Source organism: Novosphingobium sp. CF614 (genome assembly GCF_900113255.1).
Classification (GTDB): Bacteria; Pseudomonadota; Alphaproteobacteria; order Sphingomonadales; family Sphingomonadaceae; genus Novosphingobium.
The window spans coordinates 44,513-68,442 of the sequence record NZ_FOOR01000002.1 but is presented as its reverse complement, the minus strand read 5'-3'; the positions used below and the strand labels follow the sequence as shown (position 1 = coordinate 68,442).

Annotated in this window: 20 protein-coding genes; 8 read left to right on the top strand and 12 right to left on the bottom strand. The window is 62.7% G+C overall.

Annotated elements, in window-relative coordinates:
• Positions 1–4: 4 nt before the first annotated feature.
• From dmeF to BM052_RS03175, 3 genes are all read right to left on the bottom strand, one after another.
• Positions 5–946, bottom strand: coding sequence for a CDF family Co(II)/Ni(II) efflux transporter DmeF (gene dmeF / locus BM052_RS03185; protein WP_091143176.1), 942 nt, complete (start codon positions 944–946; stop codon positions 5–7).
• 11 nt (positions 947–957) lie between these two features.
• Positions 958–1,233 (bottom strand): metal/formaldehyde-sensitive transcriptional repressor, encoded by a 276-nt coding sequence (locus BM052_RS03180; RefSeq protein WP_091143173.1) that lies wholly within the window; start codon positions 1,231–1,233, stop codon positions 958–960.
• A 126-nt stretch (positions 1,234–1,359) separates the two neighbouring features.
• The gene (locus BM052_RS03175) at positions 1,360–2,031 is read right to left on the bottom strand and encodes a UTRA domain-containing protein (RefSeq protein ID WP_255405924.1); all 672 of its coding nucleotides are present in this window, start codon (positions 2,029–2,031) and stop codon (positions 1,360–1,362) included.
• Between BM052_RS03175 and BM052_RS19810 the strand changes: the two genes are divergently transcribed.
• The 4 genes from BM052_RS19810 to BM052_RS03160 all read left to right on the top strand — a co-directional run bounded on the left by BM052_RS19810 (position 2,018) and on the right by BM052_RS03160 (position 6,346).
• Positions 2,018–2,266 carry a hypothetical protein gene (locus BM052_RS19810; protein ID WP_177198302.1) on the top strand — a complete coding sequence of 83 codons (249 nt, stop codon included), beginning with the start codon at positions 2,018–2,020 and terminating at the stop codon, positions 2,264–2,266. The two genes, BM052_RS03175 and BM052_RS19810, sit on opposite strands and share 14 nt — an antisense overlap.
• 90 nt (positions 2,267–2,356) lie before the next feature.
• Entirely contained in the window at positions 2,357–4,540 is a 2,184-nt protein-coding gene (locus BM052_RS03170) for a TonB-dependent receptor (protein ID WP_091143171.1), read from the top strand.
• Positions 4,527–5,987, top strand: coding sequence for a PepSY domain-containing protein (locus tag BM052_RS03165; protein WP_255405923.1), 1,461 nt, complete (start codon positions 4,527–4,529; stop codon positions 5,985–5,987). Before BM052_RS03170 ends, BM052_RS03165 begins: the two co-directional genes overlap by 14 nt.
• Before the next feature lie 5 nt (positions 5,988–5,992).
• A complete protein-coding gene (locus BM052_RS03160) occupies positions 5,993–6,346 on the top strand; it encodes a DUF3088 domain-containing protein (RefSeq protein WP_218151511.1) in 354 nt (117 codons plus the stop codon).
• A 98-nt stretch (positions 6,347–6,444) separates the two neighbouring features.
• Here BM052_RS03160 and BM052_RS03155 read toward each other — a convergent pair whose 3' ends face one another.
• The 7 genes from BM052_RS03155 to BM052_RS03125 form a co-directional block, all read right to left on the bottom strand.
• A complete protein-coding gene (locus BM052_RS03155) occupies positions 6,445–7,149 on the bottom strand; it encodes a FadR/GntR family transcriptional regulator (protein ID WP_177198306.1) in 705 nt (234 codons plus the stop codon).
• A gap of 258 nt (positions 7,150–7,407) precedes the next feature.
• Complete coding sequence (locus tag BM052_RS03150; protein WP_091143166.1) at positions 7,408–8,715, bottom strand: spinster family MFS transporter; 1,308 nt, start codon at positions 8,713–8,715, stop codon at positions 7,408–7,410.
• A 211-nt stretch (positions 8,716–8,926) separates the two neighbouring features.
• Positions 8,927–11,209, bottom strand: a complete 2,283-nt coding sequence (locus BM052_RS03145) for a TonB-dependent receptor (protein WP_177198305.1) — start codon at positions 11,207–11,209, stop codon at positions 8,927–8,929.
• 161 nt (positions 11,210–11,370) lie between these two features.
• Positions 11,371–11,691, bottom strand: a complete 321-nt coding sequence (locus BM052_RS03140) for a 2Fe-2S iron-sulfur cluster-binding protein (RefSeq protein ID WP_218151510.1) — start codon at positions 11,689–11,691, stop codon at positions 11,371–11,373.
• 22 nt (positions 11,692–11,713) lie between these two features.
• Positions 11,714–13,003, bottom strand: coding sequence for a cytochrome P450 (locus BM052_RS03135; protein ID WP_091143158.1), 1,290 nt, complete (start codon positions 13,001–13,003; stop codon positions 11,714–11,716).
• Between the two features lie 70 nt (positions 13,004–13,073).
• Positions 13,074–13,805, bottom strand: coding sequence for an SDR family NAD(P)-dependent oxidoreductase (locus BM052_RS03130; RefSeq protein ID WP_091143156.1), 732 nt, complete (start codon positions 13,803–13,805; stop codon positions 13,074–13,076).
• Positions 13,806–13,977: 172 nt separating this feature from the next.
• Positions 13,978–14,787, bottom strand: a complete 810-nt coding sequence (locus BM052_RS03125) for a TauD/TfdA dioxygenase family protein (RefSeq protein WP_091143154.1) — start codon at positions 14,785–14,787, stop codon at positions 13,978–13,980.
• Positions 14,788–15,170: 383 nt separating this feature from the next.
• Between BM052_RS03125 and BM052_RS03120 the strand changes: the two genes are divergently transcribed.
• The 4 genes from BM052_RS03120 (at position 15,171) to BM052_RS03105 (ending at position 21,303) form a co-directional block, all read left to right on the top strand.
• Positions 15,171–16,160 carry an SDR family NAD(P)-dependent oxidoreductase gene (locus tag BM052_RS03120; RefSeq protein ID WP_218151509.1) on the top strand — a complete coding sequence of 330 codons (990 nt, stop codon included), beginning with the start codon at positions 15,171–15,173 and terminating at the stop codon, positions 16,158–16,160.
• Between the two features lie 23 nt (positions 16,161–16,183).
• Entirely contained in the window at positions 16,184–17,047 is an 864-nt protein-coding gene (locus tag BM052_RS03115) for a TauD/TfdA dioxygenase family protein (protein WP_091143152.1), read from the top strand.
• 466 nt (positions 17,048–17,513) lie between these two features.
• Entirely contained in the window at positions 17,514–19,472 is a 1,959-nt protein-coding gene (locus tag BM052_RS03110; protein WP_091143150.1) for a CoA transferase, read from the top strand.
• Between the two features lie 100 nt (positions 19,473–19,572).
• Complete coding sequence (locus tag BM052_RS03105; protein ID WP_091143149.1) at positions 19,573–21,303, top strand: N-acyl-D-amino-acid deacylase family protein; 1,731 nt, start codon at positions 19,573–19,575, stop codon at positions 21,301–21,303.
• A 196-nt stretch (positions 21,304–21,499) separates the two neighbouring features.
• On the opposite strand, the gene BM052_RS03100 is transcribed toward BM052_RS03105, so the two are convergent.
• Positions 21,500–22,978, bottom strand: a complete 1,479-nt coding sequence (locus tag BM052_RS03100; RefSeq protein ID WP_091143147.1) for an aldehyde dehydrogenase — start codon at positions 22,976–22,978, stop codon at positions 21,500–21,502.
• Positions 22,979–23,002: 24 nt separating this feature from the next.
• Positions 23,003–23,788: an SDR family NAD(P)-dependent oxidoreductase gene (locus tag BM052_RS03095; RefSeq protein ID WP_091143145.1), complete on the bottom strand. Its 786-nt coding sequence runs from the start codon at positions 23,786–23,788 to the stop codon at positions 23,003–23,005.
• Positions 23,789–23,930: the final 142 nt, after the last annotated feature.

Below are 23,930 nucleotides of genomic sequence, written 5' to 3'. Positions count from 1 at the left end.
CGTCTCAATATCGCTCTATCGTAACGTGCCTCAACTCGTGCACGGGTATCAGACGATCGCGCAGTTCGATCGCGCTTATCGAGATGTCCGCTGCCGCCACGCCGATGATCGCAGCATGAGCGTCAGGGCCGACGCGCCAGATGTGGAGATCGGTGATGCGCGCATCGCCCGGCCCTTCGATAACCTCGCGCACCTCCTGGGCAATATGCGGGTCGGTGCGGTCCAGAAGAACGAAGGCGGTATCCTTCATCAGGGACCACGACCAGCGCGCAATGACGATGCCGCCAACCATGCCCATGACTGGATCGAGCCAGACCCAGCCCAGATAGCGGCCGGCCAGAAGCGCGGCGATGGCCAGCACCGACGTCAGGGCATCGGCCAGCACATGCAGATAGGCCGAGCGGAGATTGTTGTCGCCGTGCCCATGTCCGTGATGCCCATGTCCGTGATGATGCCCGTCGCTGTGATCGTGGTCGTGCGCATGATGATGGCCCGACAGCAGTAGCGCGCTGGCGATGTTCACGGCGAGGCCGATGACCGCGATCACCGTCGCCTCGCCAAAAGCCACGGTGATCGGATTGAACAAGCGCAGGAAGGATTCGACGCCGATCCCGAGCGCAATCAATGCCAGCACCAAGGCCGAGGCGAAGCCGGCGAGATCGCCGACCTTGCCGGTGCCGAAGCTGAAGGCGGGATTGTGCGCGTGGCGACGGGCATAGGCATAGGCAGTCGCGGCAACGCTCAATGCTCCGGCATGGGTCGCCATGTGGAAGCCGTCCGCCAGCAACGCCATCGATCCGGTGACATAGCCGGCCACGATCTCGCCCACCATCATGACGGCCGTCAGCGCGACGACCCAGAGGGTGCGGCGGGCATTCTCGTCGTGCGATGCGCCCAGGAAATCGTGATCGTGCACGAAGCGGTCAATTTCCGGCTGGGTTGCCATGCGGGGTCTTTCTACTTGGCATAGCGGCGGATGGCGGCGATCAGAGCTTCGACGCCCCGCTCACGTTCTTCCGGCTCAAGATCGGGCGCTGCGACATGCGTTCTCACGTGCGATTCGATAAGTTCGTCGATGAGCCCGTTGAGGGCTCCGCGCGCGGCGGCGGTGAGATGCAGCGTCGTCGAACAATCCTCACCCGCGACCAGGGCGCGCTCGACGGCCTGCAGTTGCCCGACAAGCCGGCGCACGCGCATGACGAGGGCATCGTTATCCTTGCTGAGGTGCGACATAGCATACCCCCCTATCCTATAACGGACCCAAGTCAAACGAAACCTCACTCCTGTAGCTGCCGCACTGGCAATCCAGGGCGACGCTTGCGGCTTTCACGCCGCCGCTGTCGCAGCGATGGGCTGATCTCACCAGGAAGGGCGGAAGCGGCCTTCGAGGCAGTGATCGTCCCCCGGATACCAGAAGCGGCCGAAGGTGACGGGAACATCCTCGTTCCAGGTGCGCCGTTCGACGACCAGACAGGCTTCCCCTTCCTCAAGCGCCAGATGCTCGGCGACCATGGGCGTGGCGCCGCGCGCCGTGATGCGGTGCTTGGCCTCCGTCCATGGCACATGGGCAAGCAGCCATTGGCCCGGGCTTACGTCCTCCAGCGGCTGGCAGGTGATCCTGGGCGCGGCATCGACATTGACCAGCCGTTCTTCAAGTTGAAACGGCTTGCCGTTGGAAAGGTGCAGGCACAGCATCTGGATCGCTGGTGCGTGCGCCTCCAGGCCATGTTCGGCGCGGATGGGCGAACCTTCGGGCACCATGCCGCAACTTAGCAGCCGATAGCCGTAATGCCCGCCATCGCGGCGCACGGCATTGGCGGCATCCCAGATCTCGAGTACGGGGCGCTCGCGTGCGCGGCCGGTGACGATCGTGCCGATCTTCGGGCGGCGTTCCACCAAGCCTTCGGTGGCAAGGCTCTGGATCGCCTTGTTCACCGTCATGCGCGCCGTCGCATAGTGGTTGGTCAGGAAAAGTTCGGAGGGCAGGCGGGTTCCCGCTGGCCAGTCGCCATTCAAAATGGCCAGCGCCATCGACCTGCGAATCTGCAACCAAAGCGGTCCTTCGCCATCCAGCGGCGGAATCGCGGCGGCCTCGATCGGCCCGATGGCAGATTCCCTGACCCTCTTCGTAGCGATCGTTGCCTCCATTACCGCCTGCGCTGCGATGGGAGAAAATATCTATAGAAATCCACTGCCTGCAACGGCGCGCCAGGAAATTTCCCACGCGCCTTCGCAACCGCAAAAAAATTTCGCGACACCCTCTTGACGCACTTGCCAAAGCTCGTCAACTTTCATTTGACTATACAAATAAAGACAAACGCGGGACGGGATATTCGATCACCAAGGGGGTTGAAGTATGCGCAATAATATTTCCCGCTGGGCCGTCGGGTCGTCGTTGGTCGCCGCCGCCTACCTCTTTCCGCTCCAGGTCCATGCCCAGAGCGCCTCGGCAAAAGAAGATGAAGCCGAGGACGGTTCCACCATCACCGTCACCGGCTGGAAGCTGCGTAAGCTCGATGCCGCCCTTCCCACCGGCAGCCGCCTGGGCCTGTCTGTGCGCGAAACGCCGGCGACGATCGATCAGATCGATTCCAACGAAATCCTGACCCGTGGTTTCCGCACGGTCGAGGAAGCCACGGTCAGCCTGCCCGGCGTTACATCGGGCGGTTCGCCCGGCGACCCGTCGCTTTTCTCCATGCGCGGCTTCACCGGCGAGCAGATTACCATCCTGCACAACGGGCTCTATCTCGGCCCCGCCAACATGATTAACCGGCCGGGCAACACTTTCAACATTGCCAGCATCGATGTGTTGAAGGGCCCCGCATCGGTCCTGTACGGCCAGGGCGCGATCGGCGGCGCCGTCAACATCGTCAACAAGCATCCTGATTTCACCGGCGACAGCTTCCAGGCGTTGGGCTCCTATGCGACGTTCAACACCGTCAGCGCCGGCTTCGGCGGCAACAAGGTGCTGAGCGACGATGTCGCGTTGCGGCTCGATGCCAGCTATCACACCACCGACGGTTACGTGAAGGACGCAGGTTCCAATTCGCTCAACGCCACAGGGGCGCTGCTCTACCAGCCGACCAAGGACTTCTCGCTCGAATTCAGCGTCGATTACCTGAAGGACAATCTGTCGAACTATTTCGGCACGCCGCTGGTCCCGGCTGCCGATGCGACCGATCCGATCCCGGGCATCCTCTCGTCCTCGAGCGGTATGGTGGTCGACCGGGCGATGCGCTTCGTCAATTACAACGTCTCCGACAGCCGCGACAAGAGCTGGCAGGTGTGGCCGAAGCTGGTGCTGAACTGGAAAGTGTCGGACAACCTGACGTTGTCCAATACCGCCTACTGGTTCCACGCCGAACGCCAGTGGGTCAATGCCGAGGTCTATTCCTACAACAGCACGACCAAGCTGATCGATCGGGATCGGTTCTTCGTCTTCCATAATCAGGATCTGATCGGCGATCAGTTCAGTGCGACATTCGACAGCCAGCTCTTCGGGTTGCAAAACAAAATCGTTGCAGGCGTCGATTACAGCCATCTGGACTTCATCCGTTCCCGCGGGTTCCCGGATGGCGACAGCGTGGACCCGAGCAACCCCGATCCAGGGTTGTTCGGGCCCATCGCGAAGCGCGTCAGTCCGACCCGCTGGGATCAGGCTGCACTGTTCGCGGAGGACGTGCTGAGCCTGACCCCGTCATTGAAACTGGTCACGGGCCTGCGGGCGGAAAATCTCTATCTGACCCGCGAAAACTATAACGTGGACGGCAGCTTCAACGCTGGCAGCAGCTTCAAGCGCACCTACAAGCTGTTCAACTGGCGTGCGGGGCTGGTCTACGATCTGGCGCCAATGGTCACGGCCTATGTATCGTACAGCACCGGCAAGGATCCCGTGGGTTCGAACATCTTTCTGGTCAACGCCAGCCAGAACTTCGGTCTCAGCTCTTCCCATCAAGTCGAGAGCGGCCTGAAGGCAGACCTGATGGATGGGCGCGGGTCGCTCACGCTCAGTGCCTATGACATCAAGCGCAAGAACATCCTGACTCTCGTCGGCACGGACACGCTCAGCAATGTCGGAAGCCAGACCTCGAAAGGTGTGGAGCTTTCGGGCCAGTTCAAAGTCACCAACGACTGGACCCTCATCGCGAGCGGCACTTACGTCGATGCCGAGTACGGCGATTTCGTCGATCCCAACTACGGCATCGCCGCGACCGGCAACACGCCGCCCAATGTCCCTGCCTGGGTCGGCAACGTCTGGACCTCCTACCGCAACGTCGGCGGACTTCCGCTGGAAATGGGCGGCGGGGTCAAATACGTCGGCAAGCGCTATGGCAATACGGCCAACGATCTTGTCCTGAAGTCCTATGCGACCGGTATCGTCTATGCGACTTATGAGGTGTCGCCGAATATCTCGGTCACCGGACGCGTCAACAATGTATGGAACCAGACCTTCGTGCAGTGGGCGGATATCTATTATCCCACCCAGGTTGTCCTGGGTGAGCCTCGCCGTATCGAGGTAAGTTTCCTTGGTCGCTTCTAAGGCACGGCGATGGAACCAGGCGGTCAAGCAGATCGCCTGGTTCCATCGCTGGCTGGGGATCGCGACATGCCTGGTGTTCGCCATGTGGTTCGCCAGCGGCGCGGTGCTTCTGTTCAAGCCGTTCCCTTCGCTCTCGCGCCCGGAACAGCTCAGGCTGGAAGCGCCGATCGATCTTGCGGCCGTCGGGATTTCCCCGGCTCAGGCGGCGGCGAAAGTGGGCGACAGCACGGACGGTTTGCGGCTCGTGCAGCGCGGCAACGCGCCCGCGTACATCGTATCGTCCGGGCAGGGTGTCGTCGCCATCGATGCGCGAACGGGCCAACGCCTGCGGCGGCTTTCGCCGTCAGAGGCATCGGCGATCGCCAGGCAGGCGATCGGACAAGGGACGCGGACGACCCCTGCCTTCGACTACGATCAATGGATCGTGCACAATCGCTTCGATCCGCTGCGCCCGTTCCATCGTATCGATGCAGGAGACCGGCCGGGCACGCAGTACTATCTGTCGGCAGTGACCGGCGAACTGGTACAACGCACGACGGCAACGGACCGGGCCTGGAACTGGGCCGGCGCGGTGCTTCACTGGGTCTACTTTACGCCGGTGCGTTCGAATTTCACCGCCTGGGACAGGACCGTGTGGTATCTCTCGCTCGTCGCCATGCTGGTGGCGATCGCGGGAACCGTTCTCGGCATCGTCCGTACCCTGGCCGCGCAGAAGCAGCGCAAGCCGTCGTTGACGTTCTATCGTCTCAAGTGGATGCGCTGGCATCATCTTTTGGGCCTGTTTGCCAGTATCTTCGTGCTGACGTGGATTTTGAGCGGCTGGCTTTCGATGGACCATGGCCGCCTGTTCTCGCGCGGACAGCCGACCGCCGATGAACTGGCACGCTACGCGGGCCTTCCGCTCGCCCGGGGACTGGTCGGACTTGATGCCAGGGATCTGCAAGGAATGGGTCAGGCCCGGGAAATCGACTTCTCGGTCATTGCTGGACAGCCTGCGGCAACGGCCTGGCGCGCGGATGGAAGCTTGATGCGCGTTACCTCGCATGGCCGCCCCCTTTCGGAAGCCGCGTTGCTGCAACTTGCCGAACAGGGTGCCCGTTCGGCCTGGCCGGCGGGTGGCGGGATCCGGGCGCTGGGCGTATCGCCTTCGAATATCTATGCGCTTGCCGAAGGATGGCCGGCCACGGCGATGTTGTTGACCGATCCGGCAGGCGTCCGGCCCGATATCTGCGTCGACAGCGCGGATGGGCGCATGCTCACGGTGATGGACGGCAGCCGCAAAGTCTATGCCTGGATATATTACGGGCTGCATACGTTCAATTTCCCCGGGCTGGCGAATCGTCCCCTGCTGCGGGAAAGCCTTGTCCTTGTGCTGATGCTGGTGGGCTTTGCGTTCAGTGTGACGGGCGTCGTCATCGGCTGGCAGCGTCTGCGCAGATCATTCTGACGACAGTGGAGATCGATGTGAGAGATCAGCTTTTCCTGATGAAACCCGGTTTTGTGAACGCGGGGCTCGGCCCGTTCTATTGCGGCGATTCCGTTTCAGTCGAGGGAATGCTGGGGTTCTTCCCGGAACTGCGAGAGAAACTGGCGATCACCTATATCGAGTTTCCGCGGCCGCGGCAGGCAATCATCGATTTGATCGGCGCGGAACATCAGTCCGTACCGGTCCTCGTCCTTGCCGAGGACTCCTCCGTTCCCGAGTCGGTCAAGGCAAGGTTTTCGGCCGATCGGCGCTTCATCGACGACGAAAAGCAGATCCGACAATATCTCTCGTTGAGGCACGGCCTGCCTGTCGCGGGATAGGAAACTATGCCGGGAATTGATGGTAGCCCGGTGCTTCGAATACCAGATCAACATGGCCAGCTTTCCTGCTTGGAAGGACAGATCAGCCGGTTTGCGGATCAGCGCCAGGAGACGGTCTGCTCCAGATAAGCTGGGTCGTTATCCAGCTCATACTGGATAAATTCCTGGATGTGTTCGCGCATGAGTTGCTCGGCCTGCGCCGATCGCCCTTCGATGATGGCGCGGGCGATCATGTCGTGAACGAGCAGGATGTCGCCTTCCAGATGTCCCGCGTGATTGCCCGTAGGATCGACGCGCAGGTCCTGGATCGACCGCGCGAGCAGGGTAATCACCGGATTGCCAACCATGGTCATCAGCATGGCATGGAATTCGAGGACGGTTTCCTGCTCCTTCGAGATTTCGAAGGACGATGGCGGCACTTTGCCTTCCATCGTGGTCTTCGAGGACTCGAGATAATTCTTCAGGGCCTGGATATGCTCAGGATCTTGCTTCTGGGCGATGATGCCGCAGACCATCGGCTCGAGGATGAGCCGGGCCTCGAGCGTGTCCCGGTAGGTCGCGCCGGCCAGATGGAAATAAAGCGAGGCCATGCGGCCGAAATGCCAGCTATCCGCCTCGGCGATCATCGGCCCGCCGCCCGGGCCGGGCCGGATGACGACCAGACCCTGAACCTCAAGCATCCGCAGCGCTTCGCGCAGCGACTGCCTGCTGACGCGATACCGCTCGAGCAGCTTGGCTTCGGGCGGCAGCATCGTGCCGGGGGGGAAACCCCGGCTGTCCCGGACGATCTCGCGGGCGATCACTTCGGAAACCTTTTCGGTCCGGCGCATCTTTCCACCGGGACGACGCCCCGGGTCGGCGCTTGTCGAGGACTTGCCAGGTCCGGCGTTCCGAGACTTCGGGTCATTTGCTGAAGATTTGTCCACCATCACTCCTGGTGCGCATGACTGTTGGCGCCAGCGGGCCGACCATCTACATCGCAGAAGGCGCCATCGCCAAGTCTATCTCGGGCAATCCCCGCAATCTGTCCGCAATTTCATCAGTATCGGCGTACCTCGATCTCAGTTCACGCGGTCCCTTACTGCCGTGCGCAGGGCGATCATGTAATGGACGATCGACCAGACGAGCATCGCTGGCGTGACCAGGAGCGCATATCGAAGGCTTTCCTTGCCGAACGTCGGCTCGAGCATCGTACTGGCGAGCCCGATCAGGTAGGGGCCCGCACCGGTTCCGAGCAACGACGTGACCAGCAGCGCGATCGCCACCGCCGTCGCCCGTCGGTGCGGCTCCGCGAAAGACTGAACCGCTGTCATCGCGACGCTCGATCCGATCGCGCCGAAGAACGTGTTGAAAGCCTTCAACAGCAGCACGATCCACGCTTTCGGCGCCAGGACCATCAGGAAGAACAGCGGTGCGCATATCGTCACCATCCCGGCCGGCAGCCACACCTCCCACCGGGCATCCCGAGGGAACAGCCACGCGATGATGACACCGCCGAACACCGTACCGAACACGGCGAAGGCGGCGGTGATGCCTCCGATCCATGCGCCCACTTCGACCATACCCATGCCGAAACTTCGCATGAGGAAGGTCGGCGCCCAAACCGAGAAACCCTGGGTGCCGACCAGTGCGATCGACAGCGCAAGCACCAGGTGCAGGAAGGAGGGGCGACGCAGCAGCGCGCTCACGGACCGGAGCGCACTTTCCGCATTCTCCTTGTGCAGTGCCGGTCGGGGTGGTTCTCGCAGCGTGAAGAGTGTCAGCAGCGCCAGCGGCAGGCCCATCAGGCCGACTATCTGCATCGCCCCGCGCCAGCCGAAGCGTTCGCCGAGCAGGCCGATGAGCGCCATGCCGCCCGCGACCCCGACGGCGGCGCCCGCATTGAACAGACCGACGCCGAGCGCTCGCTTCTCGCGCGGGAAGATGTCGCCGATCAGCGAATGGGCCGGTGGGTGGCAGCCGGCTTCCCCGATGCCGACGCCGACGCGGGTGAGGAAGAGCTGGGCATAGCTCTGTGCCAGACCGCTCAAGGCGGTCATCCCGCTCCATAGCGCAAGACATATGGAGATCAGTTTCACGCGCGAGTAGCGATCGGCGACCCAGGCGAGCGGTATGCCAAGGATGACGTTGAACAGCGTGAAGGCCAGGCCCGACACGATGCCGAGCTGCGCGTCTGACAGATGCAGGTCGTGCTTGATGAGCTCCATCAGGATCGAAAGCCCGATGCGGTCCGTATAGGCGAAGCAATTGATAAGGCCGAGCATCAGCAGTGCGTACCAGCTGGCGGCGGATATCCGCATCACGGGTGGGCCGTGCGACGTGTTCGCGCCAAGCGCATCGGCGTCATTCGTGCGCTGCGTGTCCAGCATCTCCCACTCCCTTGTTCATTCGTATTTCCGACAGCCTCGTAAATTTCATCCACCCGATCGCAGGGCGCGATAACATGAAGCGATGCGATGGCGGCGCTCGCGGCGCCAGGTGCAAACTCCGCCGGAATTGCGCTTGCTGCCCGGGCACGATCGGCACCGGGGCAGCAAGCGTTGAGAGGCGGGCGCTCGTGTCATGCCCGCTCGTCCTGGCTCACTTGCCGAACCTGTAGCGAACCCGTGCGCCGTACATCCGCGGCCGCCCGACGTACTGCGGATCATAGCCGAGAACGCCGATCAGCGGCACGACAATCCCTCGGGTGAACTGGTTCGTGAGGTTGGTCGCAAACAGCGAAAGATCGACCGGGGCACCGCCCACGTCGTACCAGTCGACGTTGAGGTCTACTTGCTTCACCGGTGTCGCGCGGATGGGCAGGGCGCTCGCGTTCGATGCGGCCGTGGCATAAGATGAATTGTAGCGATAGGTCGCGCTCAGCTCCAGCTTGCCGAGAGCATCGTCGAGCGCCGTGAACGTGGTGCTGACGTTGCCGCCCCACTTCGGAGTGAACGGCAGTTCGTCGCCCGCTACCGCCGCGGCGAAGACGACGTCGAAGCCGGGGAACGAAGTCGGCAGGTCGATCGATTGCAGCTTGCTGTTGATATAGGCAAGCGAGCCGTCCACCCGGATCGCATTGCCGAACCGGATCGTGCCGTCGGCTTCAACGCCATAGATGCGCGACTTGCCTGCGTTGTAGATCGACGATGCATTCTGCCCGGTGGATGCGTTCTGCAGTCCGACCTGGAGCTGCTGATTGGCCAGCTTCGCATAGAAGCCGGCCAAGTTGAGATTGCCGGAAATGGGGCCGTGGAAGCTCAGCTTGGCGCCGATCTCATAGTTGTCGACCTTCTCGGGATCGAACGTCGGGATGCCGGCGACGGAAAATGGCGTCACGGCGCCCTGGCGATAGCCGCGCGAATAGGTCGCATAGACCATCGCGTCGTCGCTCGGATTGTATTGCAGGTTCAGCGTCCAGGTGGGCTTCTTGCTCGATGTCTTCGCCGAGAAGGTGCAATCCGGCAGGGCATAGCCGACGCCGCAGCTGGTCAACGTGGGCGCGACGAACGTGCCGGGTGTCGTCGGGGAATAGGTGTAGATGTAGCCGCGCGATTTGCCCCATGAACGGTCATAGGTGTAGCGGATGCCGGCAGTCGTCTTGATCTGCTCGGTCAGGGCGTAAGTCGCCTGGGCATAGGTCGCCATGTTGACGAACTTGATCGAGCCGTACTGCGGGGTCGATCGGCCCCTGCGGCAGCGTGACGTCTCGAGCGACGTGAAGCCACTGATGAGGCACTCGGCGAAAGCGCCTGGAGAGGCCGAGGCGACTTCGCTGCCTGGTGTGCTCTGTTCGTAGTAGAAGCCCACCTGGTAGTTCAGCTTGCCGTCCGCCCCCAGGCCCTGAAGCTGCAATTCCTCGGTCAGATTGTTCTGATCGTTGGTGTGATAGCCGTCGGGAGCGAAAGCGAAGCCGGTCGATATATAGGCCTGTGTTCCAGGGATGATGAAGTTCGTCGCATAGGCGTCCTGCCGCACGTCCTGGATGAAAGTCGCATAGGAAAAGATGTTCTTGACGGTGAGGCTGTCGCTCACGGTCAGCGTCGTCGTATTGATGGCCTGGAACGACTTGGTCTTCACTTCCGGATTGATGAGCTTCTGCTCGATCTGCCAGGGGTTGCCGCTCGCAAGGAGGCGGGCGATCTGTGGCCTGGCCGCCGCGGCGAGCCTCACGTCGAGCGGATTCGCCCGGAAGATCTGCCCGGGATTGCCGTTGTTGTCCGAGTGCAGGTAGCTGACGATCGTGTAGTTCTCGAGGTTGGGCGAGAGATCGAGCACCAGGCTGCCGCGCAGCGCGATGTAGTCTGTGTCCGCGAAGTGCTCGGGGCCGATCCCGGAGACGTTGTGCAGGTAGCCTCGGGCCTTCTGATAATCCGCGCCCAGTCGCAGCCGCGCCCAATCGGTGATGGGTGCATTTACCACGGCCTGCAAGCGCCTCATGTCATAGTTGCCATAGGAACCCTCGACGTAGCCTTCGAAGTCGTAGGCAGGTTTGCGCGGCGTGAGCAGCACGGCGCCGCCGGTCGTGTTACGGCCGAATAGCGTGCCCTGCGGGCCTTTCAGCACTTGTACGTTCTGGAGGTCGAACAGGCTGCCGGGCCCCGCGCCATCGCCCCCGGGAAGCGTCGCACCGCCGCCGCGCGGCGCGACGACTTCACCGAAATAGGTGCCGACCGAGGCCGAAGTACGCAGATCCTGCGAGAAGCCGCGAATCGAAAACGACGTCTGTTCGGATGAAAAGCGCGATTGGACGTTCAGGCCGGGGACGACCCTGGTCAGGTCCTCGGCCGACGAGATGTTTGCCTTTGTCAGCTTCTCCTGGCTGACCACGGTGATCGAGATCGGCACGTCCTGCAGACGTTCCTCGACGCGCCGCGCCGTCACGATAATTGCCGCATCGTCGACCGACTGAGCGCGTACCGGGCCACTGGCCAAGAACTGGGCAGATACCGTTGCGAGCAACGCAACGCGCAAGTGTGGACCTTTCATAGTATCCTCGACTCCCCATTTTATATATTTATTATGGAAAATTACTGGAATTCATCTCATGAATATTGTCGTTCTGGCATGCGCACCACGAGGCCGTTCAGGCTTTCGGTCATGCTGACCTGGCATGACAACCGCGCGTCCGGGCGCTCTTCCTCAACGTATTCGAGCAAGGTGGTCTCATCCGGATGCGGCGGGCTCATCTTTCCCTGCCAATCGGCTTCGACATAGATTCGGCACGTCCCGCAGGTCGCGCTTCCGCCGCATTCGGCGAGGATGCCTGGAACCCCGTTCTTCACGGCGTTCTCCATGATCGACCAGCCGATGGTCGCGTCGACGGTGTGCGGTGTACCGTCGCTTTCGATGTAGGTGATCTTCACGAGTCTATCCTTGCGGAAGCGATCAAGAGGCGGGCGTGAAGGCGAGATGCAGTTCGGTCAGCCCGCGCACGATGTAGCTGGGGGCATAGCGGTACGTCCGGTTCCCGACCGGGCCGTGCTTCGCGTCATCGATGCGGATGTCCGCTATCCGGTCGAACATTCGCTCCACCGTCACCTTGAGTTCGATCCGGGCCAGCGGGGCGCCGATGCAGGAGTGGATGCCCCGGCCGAACGCCACGTGATCGCGCGCGTTCTTGCGGTCGAGCTTGAACGCGTTGGGATCCTCGAACTTGGCGGGATCGCGGTTCATGGCGGCGATGCACATCATCAGCGGCGTGCCGGCCTCGATTTCGACGTCGCCGATCGTTGCGCGAACCTTGGCGAGGCGGAAGCCGCTCTTGACCGCGCTTTCCAGGCGCAAGGTCTCTTCGGCGAAGTTGGGGATGAGCGAGCGCTCCTCGCGGAGGCGTGCTTGGAGCGCCTGGTCCTCGGCAAGGATGTGGAACATGGCGGCCGCCACGCGAACGGTCGCTTCCTGGCCGGCGGCGAACAGGAAGGCCGAGAGCGCCGCCACGTCCTTGACCGGCGGCAGCGACCCATCCGGATATCTGGTGTTCGCAAGATCGGTCAGCACGTCGTTGCGCGGGTTGCTGCGGCGATCCTCGATATATCCGATGAAGTGCCCTTCGATCTTGGGCATCGGATTGTCTTCCTGCTTCGGAACTCCATCGAGCGAGCCCGTGCGCATACCCGATGCGGAGAAGATCCTGCGAAATAGCTTGTGATCCTCCTCCGGGACCCCGAGCAGATCGGCGATCACGAGCGTCGCGAAGGGAAGGGCGAACTGCGACACGATTTCCACCGTGCCGTTGGCGATGAATTCGTCGATCAGCCCATCGGCCAGGCGGCGCATGAACTTCTCGTTTTCCACCAGCCGCTTGGGTGAGAAAAGCCCGCGAAGCAGCATGCGCAGCCGGGTATGGTTGGGTGGATCGAAGGTCGATATCATCCGAAAGATCATGTTGCCGTCGCGATGGCTCTCGATCTGGTCGGTGATGTCTTCGCCTTCGGGCGTGAACGGCAGCGGATTGGGCCCATAGGCGGCATTGTAGGAGGAGAAGCGCTCTTCGTTTCGAAAGATCGCGTTGCCTTCGTTGTATCCCGTGACGGCAACCACGCCCCGTAGCGGCAGGCGGGTCAGAGGTCCCTGGGCGCGGAGGAACTCGAAGTAGGAATGCGGTTCGTCAGGCAGCGAGCGGTCGGTGAAATAGTCGACGTCCTCGAACCGCTTCGTTGTCAATTCCAGTTCCATGAGCTCTTCTCTATACTTGCAGTTATCCGGCCCGCCGGGATGTCGCGGCGAGGGGCGAATTCATCATCGGTCAGGCGAGGCGCGCGGTCCAACCGCCATCGACGGGAATCACCGCACCGCTCACATAGGACGCGCGATCGGAGACCAGGAACGCGGCAACTTCCGCGACTTCGTCCGGCCGGCCGGCGCGCTTGAGCGTCGCTTTCGCCTCGCCCAGGGCACCCGCCTGCGCACCCATGCCCTCCGTCACGATGGCCCCGGGGGCGATCGCGTTGACGCGAATTCCCTGGGGGCCATATTCTATGGCTGCCGTCTTGGTGGCGCCGATGACGCCGTGCTTGGCGGCGACGTAGACGCCGGTGCGGCCAAATCCGTTCATGCCGCCGGTCGAAGACCAGTTGACGATCGCGCCGCCGCCGTTGCGGCTCATTGCACGGGCGCCGTGCTTGATACCGAAAAGCACACCGCGAAGATTGACGTCCATCGTCACATCGTAGTCTTCGATGGTCATTTCATCGAGCAATTGCGGGCGGCTGATCCCGGCCACGTTGAGCATGGCGTCGATGCGCCCGAATCTGTCGAGCGCCGCCGCGATCATCGCTTCGATGTCGGCTTCTTTGGTGACGTCGCAGTGAACGGGAAGGGTATCGCCGCCGACTTCCGCGGCGGTGGCCTGCTCGGCGCCGCTGATATCCGCAGCGACGACACTGGCGCCTTCGCGGACGAAGATCCGTACCGCCGCCTTGGCCATCCCAGAGCCCGCGCCGGTAATCACCGCGACTTTGCCTTCCAGAAGTCTCATCCTGTCACCTCTCGTCAGTTCCCGCCAATTCATGGCGATGTATTGTATGGTTTATTTGACACGAAGGAATTATTCATATTTTCTAAGATTTTATCGGAGAATTTCAGTTTCCGATCGCATTTCCGGGATGCTAGGAAGTGTGTCGATGATACGGGGCAGGGTGCCTGTCACATCATGCGGCGGAAAGCTGCGATTCCGTGGCCAGAGGCTCGATCCCCTCCACTGCGAAACGGTGCAGGCGCCTTCCAGATTCGGGATCGAACGGACGAACGCGGTGCATGGTGCCCGTGTTGTCCCAGATGACCACATCGCCCATCTTCCAGCTATGGCGATAAACGTACTTGTCCTGCGTCGCGTGAATTGTCAGGCGCTGGAGCAGGTCGTGACTTTCGGCGAAGTGCATGCCGACGATGTGCGAAGCCGTCGCACCGATGACCAGCGAGCGGCGACCGGACTTGTGGTGCCACACCAGTGGCCGAGTGCTGCGGTGCCCTTGCCAGGATTGGAAGCGCTCGATCGTGGGCTCGGGAACCGCGTAGTTATGGGCGGCTTTCATGGTGTGTACGACCTCGAGCGTAGAAAGGTATTTCTGCTCGTCGGCGGGTAGATCGTCGAATGCGGCGTACATGTTCGCAAACTCGGTCTCGCCGCCTTTCGGCGCTACCACGCGGGGGGCGAGCACCGTGGCGAACGGCGGCATGCGCGTATAAGTTCCGTCGACGTGCCAGAAGAAGCTGCCCGGGATATGGACGACCTTGAGCATGCCTTCTTCTTCATGAAGCGCACCCCGGCGCACCTCGCCAATGGTGGCGGTGAACGCGGCGAGCTGCTCGTCGTTCAGTTCGGCGCCCCTGATCGCCACGACCCCTCGCGCGATGAGCAGGTCGCGAATCTCGGTGGCATGAGTGCCCTCCACAAGCGCCTTCGCGTCGATGCGGACTTCCGAACCGATCGACGGCGTCAGTTTAACGGTATCCAGCAAGTCACCTCTCCATTTCGATGATGTCCCAAACCTTCGTGGATCATCGAATCTACACTAACTATTGCTATAGTTTTTCAGCATCATGCCGCCATGTCAACTGTGCTGGCGAAAACGACCGTCCCCGCGCCCCTGATCTGGGTGTACCGTCATGCGCCAGGGACCTGGAGTGCCGAAATTTTGGTACTTTGGGCAACTTATAGGTAAGGGGCAGGTTTCAGAAATAGGGGCCGTCGAAGCCGGTGCACCGTTGACAGCTCCATTCAGCTCGTCAATCATTAAGAACAATAGCACTAGATAGGGATTCGGCGGACAGTGGCTCCGGCCGTCAATCTGCTTGGTCAGCGGCGAGATGCCGGCGGTCCGGCGAATAATAGGGAGGGAGCATGATGATCTCGTTCGAAGGCCAGGTTGCCGTTGTCACCGGCGGCGGGGGCGGTATCGGCCGGATGCAGGCGCTCGAACTCGCGCGGCGGGGGGCGTCGGTCGTGGTGAACGACGTCGGCGGTCTTGATCGGCCCGAAGGTCCTTCGGCGGACGACGTCGTGGCAGAGATCCGCGCTGCCGGCGGCCAGGCTGTTCCCTCCTACGATTCGGTCGCGACGCCCGAAGGCGGCCGCGCCATAATCGAGTGTGCGCTGGACAATTTCGGCACCGTCGACGCTATCCTGCACTACGCCGGCACTTGGCGGAGCGTCCTGTTCGACGACATGACCATCGATCAGCTCGATCCCGTGCTCGACGTCCACCTTCGCGGCGCCTTCTTCGTCACGGGGCCGGCCTGGGCGGTCATGAAGGCCAAGGGTTACGGTCGCATCGTCCTGTGCAGTTCCAGCACCGGAGTGTTCGGACGCCGCTTCGGGAGCAATTATTCGGCCGCCAAGGCTGGGCTCATCGGCCTTGGCCGAACGCTTTCGCTCGAAGGGCGCGAGCATGGCGTTTTCACCAATTGTCTCATGCCGATCGCGCGTTCGCCGGTGCAGAAGTATCCCTACATGCCGCCCAAGGAGATGCTGGAAGACTACAAGGTGACCGGGCTTCCGCGCCCGATTCCTGAAGAGGCCACCACCGAGAGGCTCGTACCTCTGCCGACCTATCTAGCGAGCAGCGCCTGCACGGTCTCGGGCGAATCGTTTTCCGGCGGGGGCGGGCGTTATGCGCGGGTCTTCGTCGGCGTCACCAGCGGTTGGCTCAGTGAAACCGACTCGATTCCTACCGCCGAAGACATCGCCGAGCACCTTGATGAGATCGAGGATCGAAGTTCTTTCCTCGTGCCCAATTCGATCTATGATGAACTTCGCGAAATCGCCGACCAACTGGCGGCACGCGATGGCAAGGAACTGCCTGCGAGAATGGAGAGCCGGAGTTTTTCCTGACAATCGACACGAGAGGTAAGGCGATGACTGAATTGATCGTTCGCGATCTGCGGCCCGAATTCGGTTCGGAAGTGATCGGGCTGGATCCATCGATCCCGCTCGACCCGCAAACACGCCAGAAACTGCAAGCGTTGTTCGATACGCGCGGCATATTGGTATTTCGGGACTTCGGTGCTGCTGACATCAAGGTTCAGACCTATATTTCGGAGATCCTCGGCGGCGGCGCCGTCGACCCCGACGATCTGTCCATATTCGAGATGCTGGTTTCCAATCGTGAGGAACGCGGCGGCGCACCGTTTGGGCGGCTGCTTTTCCATTCGGACATGATGTGGATCGAAAGCGGATGCACGGTCCTGTCACTGTTCGGCCAGACGATCGCGCAGCCGGCGATCCCGACGCTGTTCGTCAGCGCGGCTCATGGATGGGCTAGCTTGCCGGCCGACCTGCGCGCACGCGTCGAGGGTCTGTCCGCCGTCACCTGCCAGGATGCGACGGCGCAGCGGGGCGGCAGCATTCCCGACGATGTACTGGTGTCGACCTTCGAGGAGGAAGTGCTTCTGACCCTGCCCATCGGATACAGCCATCCGCGGACGGGCGAGACGCTGCTCTACATCTGCCCGCAGATGACCCACCACATCGAAGGGCTCGATCATGAAGAGAGCGAAGCCCTGCTTGAGGCCCTGTTCGATCACTATTATGCCCCGGACCAGATCCTCGAGCATCACTGGCGCGAAGGAGACCTGGTGGTCTGGGATAATATCGCCCTCCAGCATGCCCGGCCAAACGTCTCGATGCAGGGGCCGGCGCGCACGCTTCGCAAGGTCATGATCCCCAATCCGACCAAGTTCGCGACGGGGCTGGCGACGTACAGCAAGGTTGGCGACTGAAGCCTGCGACACCGCGCGAGACATCGGTGCCGCTGCTTGCAGCGGCACCGATGTCTCGCGTCGGCCGTTGCCAATCCAATCGGTGAGAGAAATTGCCTAGTGGTTACTGCGAGCGCACAGTGCTGAACGAGGACGCGATCACGCACGCTTGTCCGGCGAAACACGCCGGCGACTTGTCGGCGTCGACGGTATTTTGGACGAACGGCCCGCCGGTACGGCGGGCCAACTTACGAGGTGTCACTGGCCTGACGTGCAGTTCGTCAACCGGGTCGTTAAATCGCCGTATATTTTCGCAGAACTTTGCTGGAAAGTCGAAGAGCGTAATTCGGACTGCAAGATCGAGTTCTGTACGGCAAATATTAACACGATCGATGGCGAATGCCGGTATTGGGTTCGTACTGGCGTGGGGACCGGCCCCGTCGTATTGCGCGACCACCCCATGCCGAGGATGTGACGAGGACCTGACGTGAGCTCAACCCAGACCGAAGACCAGCCCGATACCCAGGGAGTCCGCTTTCTCGACGATGTGCGTGTCCTGGAGATCGCCAGCTTGTCGCCCACCCAGTTCGGCATGTACCTAGCGGACCTTGGTGCCGAGGTCATCAAGGTGGAGCCGATCCGCGGGGATACCACCCGCGTCATGGGCACCCGCCCCGGCTTTACCGATTCTGGTCTCCATCGCCGCTGGAACCGGGGCAAGCACAGCCTCGCGCTCGATACGCGCACTCCGGACGGGCTGGAAGTCATCAAGCGGCTGGTCCCGACCGTCGATATCCTGGTTGAAGGTCTGCGCCCGGGTGCGCTCGCCAAGATGGGGCTGACCTGGGACGTTCTCACCGCGCTCAATCCGCGCCTCGTGATGATCGCGCTTTCGGGCTACGGGCAGACGGGTCCCTATCGCGACCTGCCGAGCCACGGCGTCGGCTTCGATGCCATCGCGGGCCTCGCCGGCGTGGAGGAGGACGGGCAAGGTCGACCGCGCGTGCCGGGTCGGCACGTCTATCACGGCGCGGTGATCGCGCCGCTGATCGGCGTCTCGTCGGCGCTCGCCGCGCTGGCTTGGAGCCGCCGCGAGGGCAAGCCGGTGTTCCTCGACGTTGCTCAGGCCGATGTCGCGGCTTTCGCCAACTACGAGGTCGAGGAGCGCGCCGCTTCGCAGCGTGCGATCGCCGCGGGCGTCACTCAGGCGCCGGCCGCCGACGCGGCCCCCGCCGCGCACGCGCCGACGATCCAGGCCTATCGCACGCGTGACGGCAAGCCGCTGATGTTGATGGCGCTGGAGCGCAAGTTCTTCGTGCGGCTGGCTGAAGCCACGGGGCGCATGGATCTTCTGGCGCATGCGGGTGAGGGGCACTTGGTGCGCGGTTCCAAGGAGATCGACGACGTGCTCGTCGAGGTGATCGCCACCAAGGATATCGACGATTGGATGGAGATCCTCGCGAGCGCCGACGTGCCGGTCGTGCCGGTCAACGAAAGCGCCGAGGTCGCCGACAACCCGCAGATGAAGGCGCGGATCGAGTGGCTGGAGGCGGATCAGTCGACCGTCACGATGAAAATTCCCGTGCGCAGCAATCCGCCTCTCGCCGCGCCGCGCGTGGCGCCGTGGATCGGTCAGGACACCGCCGAGATCCTCGCGCGCGTCGATCTCGGCCCTGCGGAGCAAGGGCGGCTCGAAAAGGACGGTGTAATTCGCACCATCCGGCCCGAGCAGAAACCCAGATCATCGAGTTCGAGCCATTCGGAGAGTGTCCCCATGAAGATTTTCGAAGCAAAGCCGCAAGGTGACGCCAAAGGTGCGGTCATCGTCATCCAGGAAGCCTTCGGCATCACCGACCACATCAAGACCATCTGCCATCGTCTGGCAGCCGAAGGATACTTCGCGGTCGCGCCGCACCTGTTCCACCGCACCGGCGATCCGGTGATCGGCTATGATAATATGCAGGAGGTGATGCCCCACATCTCGAAGCTCAATCGCGGTGACATCGAAGCCGATCTCAAGACCACGTTGGGCCATTTGTCGGTGGCGGGCTTTTCGGGCAAGCAAGTCGCGATCATCGGCTTCTGCATGGGCGGGACGATCGCGTTCCACGCCGGTGCGGAATGGGCCCTGGGTGCGGCGATCACGTTCTACGGCGGCGGCATTACCCAGGGCCGTTTCGGTCTGCCCGCGATGGCCGAGCGGGCCCCTTCGCTCAAGACACCCTGGTTGGGCGAATTCGGCGATCTCGATCAGAGCATTCCCGTCGCCGAGGTCAACGCGCTTCGCGCGGCGGCTTCGAAGGCCAGCGTTCCCACCGAGGTCAACCGCTATCCCGAAGCCGATCATGGCTTCCACTGCAACGACCGCGGTTCGTATCACGAAGCCTCGTCGAAGGTGGCCTGGGCCAAGACGGTGCAATTCCTCAACGCGCATGTGGGGGCCTGACCACCCGCAGGTCGATACCATGTCATGACGCAGCCGGCCGAGTTTACCCGCAAGGAGCCTCGGAATGGCTCCGAACAGATCAGGATAGAGGAGATTTCCCATGTCTAGCACCGCCGATCTCATCGTGCGCAACGGCCTGATCGTCGACGGCACCGGGGGCGAGCCCTACCAGGCCGATGTCGCCATTCGCGACGGCAAGATCGTCGAGATCGGCAAGGTCATCCTGCCAGGCAAGGAGGAGATCGACGCCGAGGGCTGCATCGTCACGCCAGGCTTTGTCGATTTGCATACACATTATGATGGTCACGTGCTGTGGGACACGCACCTCCAGCCCTCATCGAACCACGGCGTTACCACCGCGCTTACGGGCAATTGCGGCGTCGGCTTCGCACCCTGCAAGCCCGAGACCCGCGCCGCGATGCTGAACTTCATGGAAGGTGTCGAGGACATTCCCAAGGAAGTCATGGAGGAGGGCCTGCCGTGGACCTGGGAGACTTTCCCGCAGTATCTCGACGCGGTTGCGGAGCGGAAACTCGACATGGATGTCGCCGCGCACATCGGTCACATTCCCCTGCGTGCCTATGTCATGGGTGAGCGCGGCATCCATCGCGAACCGGCGAGCCCCGAAGAGATCGAGATGATGGGTAAGATCGCTGAGGATGCGGTCCGTGCCGGAGCGATCGGTTTTTCCACCTCGCGCACCTCGCACCACCAGAGCCGCGACGGTTGGAAGCCCGCCTGCCTCAACGCCACGCGCGAGGAACTCGTGAGCATAGCCAAGGGGGTGCAGCGCGGCGGCGGCGGTGCGATCCAGCTCATCACCGATTTCATCGACCATGAAGGTGAGTTCGGCCTGATCGAGGAGATGGCGCGCGAATCCGGCTGCTCGGTCTCGTTCACGATGACGCAGAAGGACGATAACCTGCTGCGTCACGTCAAGACGATGGAGATGATCGAGAAGGCCAACGAGGAGGGGCTCGAGATCCGCGGCCAGGTGCTGAGCCGGCCGACCACCACGATCTTCGGCCTGTCGGTGTTCGGGCATCCCTTCGCCTTTTCGCCCAGCTACCAAGCGATCGCCCATCTGCCGCTGGCGGAGCGGGTGGCCGAGATGAAGAAGCCTGAAGTGCGCAAGGCGATCCTCGACGAGTTCCCGACCATCACCGAGCATCGTGCCTCGAAGGCCTATACGATGCTCGAGACCATTTACGAACTCAAGGAAGTCGAACCCGAGCTCGAGCCGTTCCCGGAGAACAGCCTGGCGGCGATGGCGGAAAAACTGGGCGTTCCCGCCAAGGACTACGCCTACGATCGGCTGATCGACGAGGGCGGCATGACCATGTTCATGAAACCTTCGACGGCGATGGTGGACGTGGCGATGGATGCCATCGAGCGCATGATGAAGCACCCCAACACCGTGCTCGCACTCGGCGACGGCGGGGCGCATTCGACGCAGATCTGCGATGCCAGCGCGCAGTCCTACATGATTACACGCTGGATCAAGGGACGTCACGGACGCTCGATTCCGTTGGCCGAGGGAATCAAGGCGATCACGCTCGACCCCGCCATTGCCGCCGGCATGCTCGATCGCGGTGTCGTCAAGGTCGGCTACAAGGGTGATCTCAACGTGATCGACCTTGAGAATTTCACGCTCTATCGCCCGCTGTTGATAAAGAACATGCCGGCCAATGCCGGCCGCGTAATCATGCCGACCAAGGGTTACCGTGCAACCATCGTCAGCGGCGAGGTCACGCGGCGTGACGACAAGGAAACGGGCAAGTTGCCGGGCCGCCTCATCCGTGGTCGCCAGCCGGCGCCGAAGGCCGCCTGACGCCGTGATACGGAAAAACCGCTTCACCCCGGTGCCCTGCCGCTCACCCTGAGCTCATCGAAGGGTATTGGCCCAGCGCCGCGCCAGCGTCTTTCGTCGAGATCAGGACGTGCAGGACCTTGATTCGGATTTCGGGTTCCTTGCCATCGCGCATGAAATGGGGCGATCGCCCGGGCGGCCCTTGCTTTGGCTGCCGTCAGGCCTGGAGCTTGCTCGGCATCCCATCCAGGAGCACCAGCTTGGCTTCCAGGAACGGCAGCAGGCCTTCCACTCCGCCCTCGCGGCCGATGCCCGACTGCTTGAAGCCGCCGAACACGATGTTCTGATCCCACCGCAGCGCGTTGTGGCCCACGTTGCCGGTGCGTAGCGCGCGCGAGGCGGCGTAGGCGCGATCGACGTCGTTGGTGAAAACCGATGCGTTGAGGCCGTAGATCGTGTCGTTGGCGATCGCGATGGCCTGCGCTTCGCTGTCGGCGGGGATCACGCTGAGGACCGGGCCAAAGATCTCCTCGCGCGCGATGGTCGAATGGTTGTCGACGTTCCCGAACACGGTCGGCTCGATATAATAGCCTCGGTTCATGTGCTTCGGCCGGCCGCCGCCGGTCGCGAGCGTGGCGCCTTCGGACTTGCCCTTGGCGATATATCCTTCGACGCGGTCGCGCTGGCGCGCCATCGCCAGTGGGCCCATCTGGCTCTCCCCATCGAACGGATCGCCCACCCTGGTGGCACCGAATGACTGAGCCAGCGCCTCGACCAGCCTGTCGTGACGGTCGCGCGTCACCACGATCCGCGTGAGCGAGGAGCATACCTGGCCGGCCATCACCGGGGCTAGGCGGGCGATGGTCCGGGCTGCCGTTTCCACGTCGTAGTCGTCCAGGATCACCGCTGCCGACTTGCCGCCGAGTTCGAGCGTGCAGCGCGCGATGCGCTCGCCGCAGGCCGCTCCGATGCGTTTGCCGGCCGCGGTCGATCCGGTGAAGGTGACCTTGTCCACGCCCGGATGGCGGACGAGCATTTCCGATACCTCGCGTTCGGCGGTGATGAAGTTCACGACGCCGGGCGGCAGGCCGATCTCCTCGCAGGCTTCGGCGAGGATATAGGCTGCCGACGGCGCCTCGGGCGCGGGCTTCACGATCACCGTGCAGCCGGCGAGCAGCGCCGGCGCGATCTTGTACGCGATCGTTGAAGGCGGCCCGTTCCAGGGAATGATCGCGGCGACAACTCCAACGGGTTCGCGTACCAGCAGCGCGACTTTCGCGGCCTTCGTGGGATGCTCCTGCACGAAGGGGTAAGTCTCGGCGAGATCCGCGTACCATCGGTAAGTGGCGCCGCCATGCCGCCCGGCCATCGTCGCATGGCTGTGCAGGAAGCCCGATTCGACGGTCCAGGTCAGCGCCGTAGCCTCGGCGCGCACTTCGATCGCATCGGCCAGCGCGCGCAGGTAGTCGGCTCGCTCGGCATGGGTCAGCCGGGGCCAGGGGCCATTGTCGAAGGCTTCGCGCGCCGCCGCGACGGTGCGCTCGACGTCCTTCTCCTGCGCTTCGGCGACCTTGACGAACAAGTTCTCCGTCCCGCTGTTGAGGACGTCGATCGTTTTCGCGGTCGAGGGGGCGATCCATTCGCCGCCGACGAAGAACCGGTCCGGATGCGCGATGGGGGCGGTCGCGGTGTCCACGGCGCTCTCCTGTTTTCGAATGGATCAGAGATCGGGGGAGATCTGGCGAAGCTCTTCGACGTCGCCGCCATGGATCGGCAGGATCGCGCCAGTGACGAAGCTGGCCGCCTCGGAGGCGAGGTAGACCGCGCCGTAGCCGATCTCGTCCGGTTTGCCGATCCGCTTGAGCCGCGTGGAATTCACCGCGACGCCCAGGATCTCGGGCCGCGCGGCGAAGACGCGTTGCAGCGCGGGGGTCTCGATCGGGCCGGGAATGATCGCGTTGACGCGCACCCTGGGACCGAGATCGGCAGCCATCAGCTTGGTCAGGTGCTGGAGCGCGGACTTGGCGACATAGTACGACAGGTTGCCGCGCGTCGCCTTGTACGAACCTGGCGAGAGGATGTTGATGATCGATGCGCCTGGACGCGCCAGCAGCTGGGGCAGCGCCAGCCGTGCCAGTTCGAACGATATCGAGACGAGCAGGTGGAAATGTCCCTCGAGCTCTTCGATCGTCGTATCGACGAAGGCCGAGGACGTTCCGCCGCCGGCATTGTTCACCAGGATGTCGAGCCCGCCGAATTCCGCGACGATGGCGTCGATCAAGCCGGGCAGTTGTGCGGCGTCGCCGATATCGACGGGAAGGCCGACCGCACGTCCACCGGCCTCGCGGATTTCCGCCGCCGTTGCTTCGACCTCGGAGGCGGAGCGTCCGGTGATCGCGACGGCGGCGCCGGCCTTGGCGAACATCCGCGCGATGCCCTTGCCGATGCCGCGGCTGCTGCCGGTAACGAGCGCGACTTTGCCTTCGAGGGAAAAAATCTCGTTCACCGTTGCCTCTCCACTTGGCCGCCTGACGGGCTATCCATAATCTAGTAGTATGGTTCTCATAGATTATGTCGGCGGGCGATGAGGCTGTCAACGGTGCGTGGTGCATATCGGTGCGCCGTGAAGGCATGGCCAATAGCCTTGC